General features: G+C 69.5%; 13 protein-coding genes. 4 read left to right on the forward strand and 9 right to left on the reverse strand.

All coding sequences use genetic code 11. The annotated features are described in order from the left end of the window. Nucleotides 1-313: 313 nt before the first annotated feature. The 4 genes from QZ258_RS01865 to QZ258_RS01880 all read right to left on the reverse strand — a co-directional run bounded on the left by QZ258_RS01865 (nt 314) and on the right by QZ258_RS01880 (nt 4,284). Nucleotides 314-994, reverse strand: a complete 681-nt coding sequence (locus QZ258_RS01865; protein WP_294178491.1) for a histidine phosphatase family protein — start codon at nt 992-994, stop codon at nt 314-316. 135 nt (nt 995-1,129) lie between these two features. Next, on the reverse strand, nt 1,130-1,477 hold the full coding sequence (locus tag QZ258_RS01870; RefSeq protein WP_294178492.1) for a DUF2510 domain-containing protein: 348 nt from the start codon (nt 1,475-1,477) through the stop codon (nt 1,130-1,132). A gap of 24 nt (nt 1,478-1,501) precedes the next feature. Next, a complete protein-coding gene (locus QZ258_RS01875; RefSeq protein WP_294178493.1) occupies nt 1,502-2,848 on the reverse strand; it encodes a DUF2510 domain-containing protein in 1,347 nt (448 codons plus the stop codon). A 194-nt stretch (nt 2,849-3,042) separates the two neighbouring features. Continuing rightward, a complete protein-coding gene (locus tag QZ258_RS01880) occupies nt 3,043-4,284 on the reverse strand; it encodes a DUF2510 domain-containing protein (protein WP_294178494.1) in 1,242 nt (413 codons plus the stop codon). 189 nt (nt 4,285-4,473) lie between these two features. On the opposite strand from QZ258_RS01880, the gene QZ258_RS01885 reads away from it, so the two are divergent. Continuing rightward, nucleotides 4,474-7,086 (forward strand): RNA helicase, encoded by a 2,613-nt coding sequence (locus tag QZ258_RS01885; protein WP_294178495.1) that lies wholly within the window; start codon nt 4,474-4,476, stop codon nt 7,084-7,086. A 42-nt stretch (nt 7,087-7,128) separates the two neighbouring features. On the opposite strand, the gene QZ258_RS01890 is transcribed toward QZ258_RS01885, so the two are convergent. After that, nucleotides 7,129-7,416 carry a hypothetical protein gene (locus tag QZ258_RS01890; RefSeq protein ID WP_294178497.1) on the reverse strand — a complete coding sequence of 96 codons (288 nt, stop codon included), beginning with the start codon at nt 7,414-7,416 and terminating at the stop codon, nt 7,129-7,131. A 409-nt stretch (nt 7,417-7,825) separates the two neighbouring features. On the opposite strand from QZ258_RS01890, the gene QZ258_RS01895 reads away from it, so the two are divergent. The 3 genes from QZ258_RS01895 to QZ258_RS01905 all read left to right on the forward strand — a co-directional run bounded on the left by QZ258_RS01895 (nt 7,826) and on the right by QZ258_RS01905 (nt 10,629). Next, entirely contained in the window at nt 7,826-8,248 is a 423-nt protein-coding gene (locus tag QZ258_RS01895) for a DUF1761 domain-containing protein (protein ID WP_294178498.1), read from the forward strand. Between the two features lie 93 nt (nt 8,249-8,341). Continuing rightward, nucleotides 8,342-9,793 (forward strand): aspartate ammonia-lyase, encoded by a 1,452-nt coding sequence (locus QZ258_RS01900; protein ID WP_294178567.1) that lies wholly within the window; start codon nt 8,342-8,344, stop codon nt 9,791-9,793. Nucleotides 9,794-9,858: 65 nt separating this feature from the next. Continuing rightward, a complete protein-coding gene (locus QZ258_RS01905; RefSeq protein WP_294178568.1) occupies nt 9,859-10,629 on the forward strand; it encodes a CPBP family intramembrane glutamic endopeptidase in 771 nt (256 codons plus the stop codon). Between the two features lie 37 nt (nt 10,630-10,666). Here QZ258_RS01905 and QZ258_RS01910 read toward each other — a convergent pair whose 3' ends face one another. From QZ258_RS01910 to QZ258_RS01925, 4 genes are all read right to left on the reverse strand, one after another. After that, nucleotides 10,667-10,861 (reverse strand): hypothetical protein, encoded by a 195-nt coding sequence (locus QZ258_RS01910; protein ID WP_294178499.1) that lies wholly within the window; start codon nt 10,859-10,861, stop codon nt 10,667-10,669. 23 nt (nt 10,862-10,884) lie between these two features. Beyond that, a complete protein-coding gene (locus tag QZ258_RS01915) occupies nt 10,885-11,151 on the reverse strand; it encodes a Rho termination factor N-terminal domain-containing protein (protein WP_294178502.1) in 267 nt (88 codons plus the stop codon). A 27-nt stretch (nt 11,152-11,178) separates the two neighbouring features. Next, nucleotides 11,179-12,060 (reverse strand): SDR family oxidoreductase, encoded by an 882-nt coding sequence (locus QZ258_RS01920; RefSeq protein WP_294178504.1) that lies wholly within the window; start codon nt 12,058-12,060, stop codon nt 11,179-11,181. A 178-nt stretch (nt 12,061-12,238) separates the two neighbouring features. After that, nucleotides 12,239-12,757 carry a DUF6328 family protein gene (locus tag QZ258_RS01925; RefSeq protein WP_294178510.1) on the reverse strand — a complete coding sequence of 173 codons (519 nt, stop codon included), beginning with the start codon at nt 12,755-12,757 and terminating at the stop codon, nt 12,239-12,241. Nucleotides 12,758-12,765 lie beyond the last annotated feature (8 nt).

Here is a 12,765-nt window from a genome sequence, read left to right on the forward strand (position 1 = left end):
GCCCGGCGCGCTGCTGCCTGTCGCGCCCGGCGAACCGCCGGACATGCCTCCGGGTGGCGTGACAGGCGCGTCCGCGGGCCTCGTACGGGCGCTACCCGTGAGCGTGCTCTCGCTCGTGGGCGAGGTGGGCTTGCCCGCAGCAGCCGAATCGGCGGCGGCGTTCAACGGGATCTCAACTCCGAGACCGCGCGGACGCCGGCCCCCAGTGGGGGATGAATCGTGCGAAGTCATGATGCTCCTTTCGCGCCATCCAGTTCACTACCTGGCCGCGCGCGCCGCACCTGTTTGTGCCGAATGCGGTGACGATCCCCAGCTAGTCGTCAGCGAGTTCGAACGGCTCGCCGGTCGGATCGGCTGCCGCCGGGTCGGCGAGCAGACGCCCGCCGAGCGGGCGGTTCATCCACGATTCGACGACGAAGCCGTCGCGTCGCGAGCCTTCGACCACGATGACGCCGGTGTTCTCCAACTCGTTCCGCACGGCGAACTCCGGGGTCACATTGAGCGTCGAGCCACCGCACCACACCCGAATCGCCGCACCGTGACTGACCACCGCCACCGTGGCATCCGGCTCCGGGTGCCGCTCGGCGATTCGATCCAACGACCGGTTGTACCGATCGAAGAAGGTGAACCCGTCGGAGGCGCCCGGCATCGCGGTGTCCAGCCGGCCGAGGCCCCACTGTTCCAGCGTGCCCAGATACTGCGTCACCGAGTCGCGATCGCGTCGTCCTTCGAGGCCGCCCGCTTCGATCTCGTGCAGCCCGTCCTCGACGACCGGATCGAGTTGCAGCGCGGAGGCGAGCGGCGCCGCCGTGGCATGCGTGCGCACGAGCGTGGACACATAGATTCCCCGGATGCGTTCAGCCGCGAGCGCCCGCGGCAAGGCTGCGGCCTGCCGTTCACCGAGCTCGGTGAGTCCCGGCCCGGGATACGCCGTCGCGAGGATTCCCGCCACGTTGGCGGGCGTCTGACCGTGCCGAATGAAGAGGATGCGCATCGCCCCCAGCATGGCACGCGCGCCTGAACCGCGGCTGGTGTGAGCGCCCGGCCGCGAGACGCGGGCCGGCCGGGAGCAGCCCCGCTGGGAGCGGGCCGGCCGAGTCGCGTCGGGCGTTGCGACGCGCGGTGTGGCTCAGCTCAGGTCGCCGAAGGCGGCGCGGCCCGCCGCGCGCTCGTCGCGCGGACGCAACTGCGGACGTCGGGCGCGCCGGGTCTCGGCCGCGCCCGGGTCATCGGCAGCTTGCCCGGGTTCCGGCGCTGCGTCGGCGCTGAGCTCGACATCGTCGTCGCTCGGCGCGGCATGCGCCCCGCGCACGCGCACCCGAAGTTCGCCCGCGGTCGGGGTGACGCGCGGGATCGTCTCGATCAACTTGGCCGAAATGTGCGTCGTCCACCCCATCCCGTCCCACCAGCGCAACGACTGCGCATCCGTGGGGTCGGGGTACCAGCCGGCTTCGGTGCTGTCCGGTACCTGGGTCATGATGTCCTTCGCTCCCGAAAGCCCCTAGTTGACGGCGTAGGCGTAGCTGAAGCCGCCGGAGTCGTTGTCGAGGCTCACCCAGACCAGGCGCTCGGTGCCGGTCGGCATCACGGCCTCGCACGTGTACGTCGTGCCAGCGGCGGTGGAGCCGAGCACGAGCGGGCAACTCACCGAGGTGGCCGAACCGCTGCCCACGAGTTCGCGCTGGAGCGTGTCTTGCACCTCGATCGCGACGATCATCGGCTGCGCGAAACCTGTCGCATACGCGGCGGCCGGTGCCCCGATCGCGGCGGCGCCGAGGAGCAGGAACGTGACGAGCGGTCCCGAACCGGAAACGCGGACGCGTCGCGCGATCAGGTAGACGAATGCCCCGAGGAGTGTGAACAGCGCGCTCGCGGGCTCGAATCCCCGCGCCCGCAGTGTGCGCACATCCGCGAGCGCCCACAGCAGCGCGAGGAGGTACACGACGGCGACGGCCGCGAAGATCAGCGGCTCCGGGAAGAAGAACAGGTACACGTAGCCGGCGGCCGCGGCGAGCACGAGCGTCAGCAGCGGGCTGAGCGCGATCAGCCAGGCGGGGCCGGTCGAGGTGCCGGCGTCGGGGAGCAGGTAACGATCCGGGAGGTCGCGGCGACGCCCGCCGACGGCCGGAATCGACCCCGTCGTGAGCGACTCGGTGGCGATGGAGCCCGTTGCGGTCGAGCGCCAGGCGGTGTCGTCGGTGCCGGCGCCGTAGCCGTTGACACCGGGAACGCCGAACGTGTCGGATGCGGTCGAGCCAACGACCGGCGTCTCGCTCGTGCCGATCCCGAACTCGAGTTCCATGCGGCGGGCGGCGGCGACACGGTCGGCGGCGTCGGCCTGAACGTCGGCCTGCGTCTCGGCCTGCGTGCCGGTCCCGAGGATCCCGGTCGACTCGGATGCGAACGAGAGCGAGTCGGTGGCGGCGCCCGAGGCGTGGGCGGCCGTGCCCGTGTCGAGGCCGTGGTTCGCGTCGGCGGCGGCCTGCTGGCTCGCGGCCTGCTGGGCAGCGGAGTGCTGGCCAGCGGAGTGCTCGGTAGCCGAGTCTGAGGCAGCCGAGTGAGCGGCAGGCGAGTGAGAGGCAGCCGAGTGAGAGGCAGCGGAGTGGTGGCCAGCCGAGTGCTGGGCGGCGGAGTGCTGGCCGGCGGTCTGCTGGGCAGCGGCGGTCTGCTGGGCGGCGGCCTCGCGGGCCTGCGCTTCCCGCGCCGCGGCGGCGGCCTGGTCTTCGGCGCTCGGCTTGTCGGCGACGTGCTCGGTCCAGGCGATGCCATTCCACCATCGCACCCGTGCGGGTGAGGCGGGGTCGTCGTACCAGCCTGCGGGCACGACCCGTGTCGCTTGGTCGGTCACGGGTTTCCCCTCCTTGCCGTCGACGTGTCGTCCAGTTTAGGCAGAACGACCTGTGCACTTCATGTCCCCAAACGGGGACGGTTCGAGCACCCCCAGATCGCCGAGGCGAGCTGGTGCGGGGGTAGCTCGGGGTGGTTCAGGGATGGTTCAGGGATGTTTCAGGGGTGCTGAAGCTGAAAGCCAGCTCCAGATAACTACATCGTGAAGATCCCCCAGTCATCGACACGCCAGTTGATCCAACCATTTGCGCGTTGGAGGCTCACCGTGACGACGAATTCCTGCCCGCGCGAGTTCGTTGCCGCGCATCCGAAGCTCTGACCTACGAGCAGCGGGGGCATCTCGGGGCAGTCCAGCGCGATATCGCCGCCCAAGGTGGCGGCCGCATCCTGCACCGAGGTCTCCGCCTCTTGCGCGAAGGCATCCGGCGCGAGGGCGATCACGAGCCCGGGCACCGCGATCACCGACCCGGCCAGCACCACCGCGAGCGAGACCCAGGTCATGAGCGGGCCGAAGCCGCGGCCGGACTCGCGAACAACCGCGGTCATGCGCACCACCAGATACACCGGGGCGGTCAAGAAGGCCCAAGCCCAGTGCGGCGGTTGCTCGAAGCCGAGGCGCGCGAGCGCGCGCGAGTCGGCGAACGCAAGAATCACGACCAGCAGGTACGGAACGACGATGACGAGCGCGAGGAAGACGGGGGATGCGGGCCCGGCGAGGCCGGAGAGCAGGAACAGCAACCCGAGCACGAGCAAAGCCAGGGGGAGGAGCGCGATCGACCACACCGGACCGGTTCCCACCTGGCGGGGGATCTCGGCCGAGGCGCGGGGGCCGTGCGTCGCGCGGCTTGGGGCGGGGGCCTCGCCGCCCGTAGCGCGGTACGGCGACCGCGGGCCGCCGCCCGCGCCGCGAGCGGGATGCTCGGACGTCGCGGTTCCGCGGCGGGCGTGTTCGGCATCCGGGATGTACTGCTCCTCCTGGTCGCCGAGGTGCGAGGTCGCCGTGCGCGGAGTCGGGATGCCGCCCAGCAGATCGTCGAAACGTGAGTCGAGGTTGTAGGCCTGGCTCGTCGGCGCCCCCGCGGGGACCCCGTAGCTGGCGTAGCGCTGGGCGGGTGAGGCTTCGTCGGGAAACAGGTCACTGTAGTCGGGTGCGGCGAGCGAACGCGCCGGGTCGGCGTACGCGAGGTTCGGCGTGCCGAACAGCAGATCGGAGTCGTCGTCGGTGGCCGTCGCGGTGCCAGCGGAGCGCGGCTCGAAGACCTCAAAGGGGTCCGCGTAGTCGACGCGGGTCGCGGGCCGCGACTGGCTCGGCGCGACCGGACGGCGCGCATCCGAGGTGTGTTCCGTCCAGGAGTGGTTGTCCCACCAGCGCAACTGAGGCAGGCCGAGTGGGTCTGGATACCATCCCGCGGGAACGCGGGTGTCGTCGTCGGACACGCTCACGCTCCTTCTAATTCCCCCGGATACGGTGCCAGAAAAACGCACCGATTACCAGCATATTCTAAGCCGCCCTCCCGGCTGGGGGTAGTACTGGCTGTACACCCATACCGGGGGGCACGGCCTCCGGAGGGGCACGCTCGCGAGCGCCGCGACGGCGCCGTCGGCGAGTACGGCAGACTCGAACGCATGCTGACCGACCGCCTTGCCGCCACACGCCCGGACGGTGAGTGGGATCCGGATGCCTTCATCGCGACCTTCGATGAGTGGGCGAGCGAGCAGGGCATCCGCCTCTATCCCGCGCAGGAGGAGGCGGTGCTCGAGCTGGTGCTCGATCGTCACCTGGTGCTGTCGACCCCGACCGGGACGGGGAAGTCGCTCGTGGCGGTGGCGGCGCACGCGGCGGCGCTCGCGCAGGGGCGGCGGAGCTTCTACACCGCGCCGATCAAGGCGCTGGTGAGTGAGAAGTTCTTCCAGCTGACCGACACCTTCGGCGCGCAGAACGTCGGCATGGTGACGGGGGATTCGAGCGTCAACCCGGAGGCGCCGATCATCTGCTGCACCGCCGAGATCCTCGCGAACCTGGCGCTGCGCAACGGCCCCGACACCGACGCCGACGTCGTCATCATGGACGAGTTCCACTACTACGCCGATCCCGACCGCGGGTGGGCGTGGCAGCTTCCGCTACTGCAGCTGCCGGGGGCGCAGTTCGTCCTGATGTCGGCGACGCTCGGCGACGTCACCGAGCTCGCCGAAGATCTGGAGCGCCGCACCGGGCGCGAGGTGGCGCGCGTCACCGGCGTCGAGCGGCCCGTGCCGTTGCACTATCGGTATGTGCAGACGCCCGTGCACGAGACGGTCGCCGAACTGCTGCGCGACGGGCTCGCCCCGGTGTATCTCGTGCACTTCTCGCAGGCCGCCGCGGTCGAGCGGGCGCAGGCGCTCGCGAGTGCGGGCGTGGCGACGCGCGAGCAGCGCGACAAGATCGCCGACGAGATCGGGGCGTTCCGTTTCGCCGCCGGATTCGGGCAGCAGCTCTCCCGCCTGATCCGGCTCGGCATCGGCGTGCACCACGCGGGCATGCTGCCCAAGTACCGGCGCCTGGTCGAACAGCTTGCGCAGCGCGGGCTGCTGCGCGTCATCTGCGGCACCGACACGCTCGGCGTCGGCATCAACGTTCCGATCCGCACGGTGCTCCTCACCGGGCTCACCAAATACGACGGCACGCGGATGCGGCAGCTGACCGCCCGTGAGTTCCACCAGGTGGCGGGGCGCGCGGGGCGCGCCGGCTTCGACACCGCGGGGGAGGTGGTGGCCGAGGCGCCCGAACACGAGATCGAGAACGCGATCGCGACGGCCAAAGCCGAGGCGCGCGGCAAGAAGCAGGGCCCCAAGAAGCGTGCGCCCGAAGGCTTCGTCAGCTGGGGGCCGGCGAGCTTCGAACGGCTGATCGCCGCCGAGCCCGAGACACTCACCAGCTCGATGCAGGTGACCGCCGCGATGCTCATCAACCTCGTCGGGCGTCCCGGCGCCGACGCGCCCGCGAGCGAGCCGGCGAGCGCGTTCCAACTGGTGCGCGACCTCGTCTTCGACAACCACGAACCCCTCGCGCGCCAGCGCGAACTCGCGCGTCGCGCGATCGGCGTGTATCGCACCCTGCGGCAGGGAGGCGTGGTGCTGCAGACCGGCGGCGGATTTGATGGCACGGCGAGCATCCGTCTGACGGTGGATCTGCCTCCGCACTTCGCGCTCAACCAGCCCTTGTCGCCGTTCGCGCTCGCCGCATTCGAACTGCTCGACCCGGAGGCCGAGGTGGGGCGCGGGGGGCCGGATGCGCATCCGGATGCCGCGGGCACCAACCACTACGCGCTCGACATGATTTCGATCGTCGAGGCGACGCTGGATGACCCGCGGCCGGTGCTCGCGCAGCAGCAGTATCGGGCGCGCGGTGAGGCGGTCCAGGCGATGAAGGCCGAGGGCATCGAGTACGAGCAGCGGATGGATCTGCTGGAGGAGATCAGCTGGCCGAAGCCGCTGGAGGCGCTGCTCGAGCAGGCCTTCGAGACCTTCGCGTCGAGTCAGCCGTGGGTGCGCGACTTCGAGCTGAAGCCCAAGTCGGTCGTGCGCGACCTGTACGAGCGGGCGATGAGCTTCGGTGAGTACATCGCGTTCTACCAACTGGGGCGCAGCGAGGGGCTCGTGCTGCGATACCTCTCGGATGCCTACCGCACGGCGCGGCAGTCGATCCCCGACGAGCGCAAGACCGAAGAGTTGATCGACCTCATCGAGTGGCTCGGCGAGCTCGTCCGCCAGGTCGACTCCTCCCTCCTCGACGAATGGGAAGCCCTCATCTCCGATTCCGGTGGCGGGGATGCATCCCGGGCGCCCGGGAGTGACGCGCGCGGCACGCGGGAGGGGCGCGAGTCACTCGGTACGGCGCCGCGGAGCGTGCTGACGAATCGGCGGGCGTTCATGGTGCTGGTGCGGAACGAGCTCTGGCGGCGCGTCCAACTCGCGGCGCTGCAGAAGGATGACGAGCTCATTGCGCTCGACCCCGACGTCGACTGGCCGGCGGCCCTCGACGCGTACTTCGAGGAGCACGACACCATCGGAACCGGACCGGACGCCCGCAGCGCCGCCCGGATCCAGATCGACGAGCAGCCCGAACGCTGGGTCGTGCGCCAGGTGATCGACGATCCCGCGGGTGACCACGACTGGGGGATCAACGCCGAGGTCGACCTCGAGGCCTCGGCCGAACAGGGGATCGCGGTCGTGCGCGTGCTCTCGGTCGAGCGGCTCTAGCGTCGCGGCGCGGGTCGGCGGACTCGCCCTGACCCTGGTGGCTTAGTCGTCGTCGTCCAGCACGGAGATGCTCTTGGGCATCACCGATCGCGCCGTCGCGGCCTCGAGTTCATGGGGCACGTGGGCCGCGTGTTGGATCGATTCGACCACCCAATTCACGGCGGGCAGGATGCTGACAAGCAGTCCGAGCGCACCAAGCGCCGAGAAGGTGACAGCGACGATCGGCGGGGCGACACCCGCGCATCCCAACTCGCTGGCGGAGCATGGTTGGCTGGCGATCGCGACGTCCACGATCGCGAAGCTGATCGCGGCGACGACGATTGCCGCCAACGCGAATACTCCCAGCGCGCGTCGTGATAGCACGTACCAAGCCCCCTGCCGCCCGCCCCCTGCGGATGCGTTTTCAGAGTACGGGGGAAGGGATCGCCAGCACATTCCCCCGTCTGGGGCGCCCGCGACTGGGGGGCACGCCGTGAGACCTCCGAGAGCCGGGTGTGTGCTAGCGCGGTCGCTCGCGCCGTTGCAGCCCCGCCGCGTGACGCGTGTCTCGCGTCCCGCCGCGTGACTCGCGCCCCGACCGAGTATCGCGCGCGGCACTCGTCGGCGCCGGGGATGCATCCCTGCCGACCTGCCAGCCTGCCGACCTGCCCGCCTGCCGACTTGCCAGCCTGCCGACCTGCCAGCCTGCCGACCTGCCGGGCGGTTGCGCGGCGGGGGCCGGGCGAGGATGATGCGGGGCATGGTTCCTGAGATCAACTACATCGCCGTCGTTCTTGCCACCCTCTCGAGCATGGTGGTGGGCTCGATCTGGTACACCCCGAAGGTGTTCGGCAGGCGCTGGATGAAGCTCAGCGGCATGACGCCCGAAGACACCCAGACCGGATTCGTGAAGGCGCTCGTCATCACACTGCTCGTGAGCTTCGTCACCGCGCTCGTGCTCGCCGGCACCGCGACGATCGTGCACGACTACTACGGCGGCGGAAACTTCCTGCTCGACACCGTCATCACCGCCGTCGTGCTCTGGGCGGGCTTCACCGCGGCGCGCTTCACCACGCACGACCTGTTCGACCGTCGTCCCGCGGGGCTCACTGTGTTGAATATCGCGCACGAACTCGTCACCCTCGTGGTTATGGCGCTGATCATCGGCGTCTGGCCGGTCTAAGCCCTTCCGCTGAGCGAGTCGCGACGTACACTCGGTTTCGTGAACGACCCCGACGGCACGCCGGTCACGTCCGGTCCCGAGCAGGCCCCAGCGTTGTTGGCCTCTCCCGGTCCAACGCGCACCGAACGCGACTCGCTCGGCGAGATGGAGATCCCGGATTTCGTACTCTGGGGCATCCACACCGCGCGGGCGCTGGAGAACTTCCCGATCTCGCGACGGGCGATCTCGAACTACCCCGACCTGATCCGGGCGCTCGCCTTCGTGAAGCAGGCCGCGGCGCGAGCCAACCGCGATCTCGGGGTGCTGAGCGCCGAGAAGGCGCACGTGATTGATCAGGTCTGCGCGCGCATCGCCGAGGGGGAGTGGCACGACCAGTTCGTGGTGGGCGTCGTGCAGGGCGGCGCCGGCACGAGCACCAACATGAACGCCAATGAGGTGATCGCCAACGCGGGCCTGTCGATGATGGGCTACAACCTGGGCGAGTATCACGCGCTGCACCCGATCGATGACGTCAACCGCAGCCAGTCGACGAACGACGTCTACCCGACGGCGATCAAGCTGGCGATGGTGTTCGGCCTGCGCCGACTGCTCACCGAGCACGCGCTGCTGATCGAGAGTTTCGCGGCGAAGTCGCGCGAGTTCGAGAACGTGCTCAAGGTGGGCCGCACCCAGTTGCAGGACGCCGTGCCGATGACCCTCGGTCAGGAGTTCCACGGCTTCGCGACGACGCTGCAGGAGGATTCCGACCGGCTCGGCGAGGTCATCCCGTGGCTCAATGAGATCAACCTGGGCGCGACCGCGATCGGCACCGGCATCACCGCCGACCCGCGCTACGCGGAGGCGGTGCGGCGGCACCTGGAGGAGGTCACGGGCATCCCGCAGGAGACGGCGCCTGACCTGATCGAGGCCACCGCCGACGCCGGGATCTTCATGACGGTGTCCGGCACGCTCAAGCGCGCCGCCGTCAAGCTTTCGAAGATCTGCAACGACCTCCGACTGCTGTCATCCGGTCCGCAGGCCGGCTTCGGCGAGATCTCGCTCCCCGCCCGGCAGGCCGGCTCGAGCATCATGCCCGGCAAGGTGAACCCGGTGATTCCGGAGGTGGTCAACCAGGTCGCCTTCGCCGTGATCGGCGCGGATGCCACGGTCACCGCCGCGGCGGAGGGCGGACAACTGCAGCTGAACGCCTTCGAGCCCGTGATCGCCCACAGCATCCTGCAGTCGCTCGTGTGGATGACGAACGCGTGCCGCACCTTGCGCGTGAACTGCATCGATGGCATCACCGCCAATGAGGCCCGCCTGGCGATGCAGGTCGAGTCGAGCGTCGGCGTGGTCACGGCCTTGACGCCGTACATCGGCTACGGGGCGGCGGCGACGCTCGCACACGAGGCGCTCACGTCGAACGCGTCGATCTCGCAGCTCGTGGTCGACGCCGGGCTGATGACACCCGAGCAGGTCGCGAAGGTGCTGCGACCGGAGCGGTTGAGCGGCCTAGTTCCGATGACATCGGTGATCACCCTCCCGACGGCGGAGGATATGGCGTGACGGCTCGATCCCCTGCGGTGCCGATCGTGACACCGCTCGAGGTCGACGGCGAGCGCACGGCGAAGCTGATTCCGGCCCTCGCGATCGCGCTGTCGGCGTTCGCGCTGTTCGCGTTGCAGTTGCCGCTGCTCGGGTATCCGCTGCTGGTCGGCGGGCTCGTCTGGGCGCTGCTGCTGGATCGCGCGCTCGCGCAGGATCTGCTGCTGATCGGGCTCGGGATCGCGATCGTGTCGACGACGAGCGTGGAGGCGGATGTCTCCTGGCCGAGCTTCATTCGGATCGGCATCGTGCTGGGGGCGGCCGTGGCGGTGCCGTTCCTCGTCGACCGTTTCGTCTATCGTCGCCGCGCGGTGCGGTTCCCGTGGCGCAGCCACGAGAAGAAGACGCGCGCGGAGCTGCTGTACCTGTTCGCGGTGCCGGCGCTCGGCTGGGCGATTCTGCCGTTCTACTTCATCCGCTCGGGTGCCTACGAGAACTGGCCGAACATCGAGAACGCCTCCGAGCTGGCGCGGTTCTTCGTCGGGGTCAACGCAGTGGGCACCTGGGACGAGCTGTTCTTCATCTGCACCTGTTTCGCGCTGCTGCGCCGGCACTTCCCGGTGTGGCAGGCGAACCTGCTGCAGGCGACGATCTTCGTGTCGTTCCTGTGGGAGCTCGGCTACCGTGCATGGGGTCCGCTGCTGACGATCCCGTTCGCGCTGCTGCAGGGCTGGCTGTTCAGCCGCACCCGTTCGCTCGGCTACGTGCTGATCGTGCACCTGCTCTTTGACGCGATCGTCTTCTTGGCGATCGTGCACGCGCACCATCGCGACTGGATTCCGATCTTCGTCTACTGACGCGGTCGGGCCCGGCCGTCGGGCTCAGCCGTCGGGCTCAGCCGTCGAGCTCGGCCTCGGGATCCGTCTCCGGCTCGGCTTCGATGCGTTCCTCGGGGTCGAGCGTGGGCGGGGGCAGCTCCGTCTCGACGGCATCGTCGCGGGGAACTTCGCGTTCGTCGTCCGGGTTCGGGACGTACTCCAGCGGGTCGCTGTCGTGGGTGCTCGTGTCGGTGTTCGGCTCTCGTTCCATGGCGGACTCCTTCCGTGTGGTGGTCAGTGCTCGCGCAGCGCTCGGATGAGCTCGCGCTTGCTGAGGCTCGAATACCCGGTGAGCCCCAGGTCTTTCGCGCGTGTCCGCAGTTCGGCGACAGTCCACGTCTCGTAGGCGCCCGACTCGCCGCCGCGCTCGGCCACCGCGCTCCGGCCGTCGCGGGCGGCCGCGTTCGAGATGCGAGCGGCCTTCTCTTTACTGTTGCCTTCGGCGCGAAGTGTTTCGTAGAGCTCTGTGTCTTTGAGTGAGCTGTCGCGGGTGGTGGGCACGAGGTGCTCCTTTCTGTCAGGCCGGAATCAGAGCGCCTTCCCTCCGGTGACCGGCACGATGGCCCCCGAAACGTAGGACGACGCCGGGTCGGCGAGGAACACGTAGGCGGACGCGAGCTCGGCCGGCTGTCCGGCGCGCCGCAGAGGCGTGTCCTGCCCGAAGTCGGGGAGCGACTCGGGCCAGCTGGTCGCGGGGATGAGTGGTGTCCAGATCGGCCCGGGCGCGACCGCGTTCACTCGGATGCCCCGGCAGCCGAGCTGCTGCGCGAGCGCCTTCGTGAACGCGACCTGCGCCGCTTTGCTCATCGCGTAGTCGATCAGCGGGGGCGACGGAGTGAAGGCCTGGATCGAGGTGGTCGTGATGATCGAGGAACCCGGCTTCAGGTGCGGGATCGCCGCGCGCGCCATCCAGAGCGGCGAGTACACGTTGGTCTCGAAGACCCGCTGGAATTCCTCCGTCGGCACGTGTTCGAGGCCGTCGCGCTGTTCTTGATACGCGGCGTTGAGAACGAGGATGTCGAGCCCGCCCAGTCGTTCCACGACCGTCTCGATGGCGGTCTCGTTGGCATCCTCGGAGCGCAGATCGCCCGGGAGTCCCATTCCGACCCGGCCGGCGTGTTCGATCCAGCCGATGGTGGTGGCGGCGTCGTCGACCTCGTCCGGAAGGTAGGTGATGGCGACGTCGGCCCCCTCCCGCGCGAAGGCGATCGCGACGGCGCGACCGATGCCGGAGTCGCCGCCGGTGATGAGGGCGCGCATCCCGGTGAGGCGCCCCGAGCCGACGTAGGACTCTTCGCCGTGGTCGGGGGCGGGGACGGTCGCCGAGGTGAGTCCGGGCTGATCTTGGTGTTGTTCGGGGAAGCCGTCGCTGCGGTATCGCGTCACGGGATTCGGATCGAGCGTGGTCATGTGTCCGGTTTACGTCCTGGCGTCCGGCCGTGGGGCTGTTTTGCCCGCCTTCTCACCGCGCGCACAGTCGGCGCTCAGCCGTGCGGGTGGTGTTCAGCTGGCGTGCTGGTGCCGTGCAGGCGCCGCGCGGGTGCCGTGTGGGTGGCGCGCAGGTGCCGTGCGGGTGGCGTGCAGGGCGTTACGGCGCGAGGTGTCGCGATCGCGCGACGAGCGGCAACAGAAACCAGGCGATGATTGCGAACCCGAGCGTGACACTGCCCGCAATGATTCCCGCGGTGCGGCCGAGCACGACGTCGAAGATGAGGAGCGCCGTGCCCGTGAGGGTGCACGCGAGCGACACGAACGTGACGCGCATGATCACGTTGGCGAGGGCCACCAGCTGGGGCTTGGCGCGTTGGCGAAACAGGGCGCGGTGCAGGGTGACGGGGGTGAGGGCGAGCAGGGTTGCGAGCACGGCGAAGCCGACCAGCACCAGATAGATCACGCGCTCGTGCGTCTCGAGTTCGCTGAATCGGGACTGGAACGGGATGGTGAGCAGGAATCCGGTGAGAATCTGTGATCCGGTCTGCGTGACGCGCAGTTCCTGCAGGATCTCGCCCCAGTTGCGGTCGAGGCGCTCGGCCTCGGTCTCGTCGCGGCCGTCGGACCGGCGGTGCGCCGGTGCGCCCGCCGCGTGGTGTGACTGCTCCGTCGCCATAGTCCCGA

The organism is uncultured Schumannella sp. (assembly GCF_905479755.1).
Classification (GTDB): Bacteria; Actinomycetota; Actinomycetes; order Actinomycetales; family Microbacteriaceae; genus DCRR01.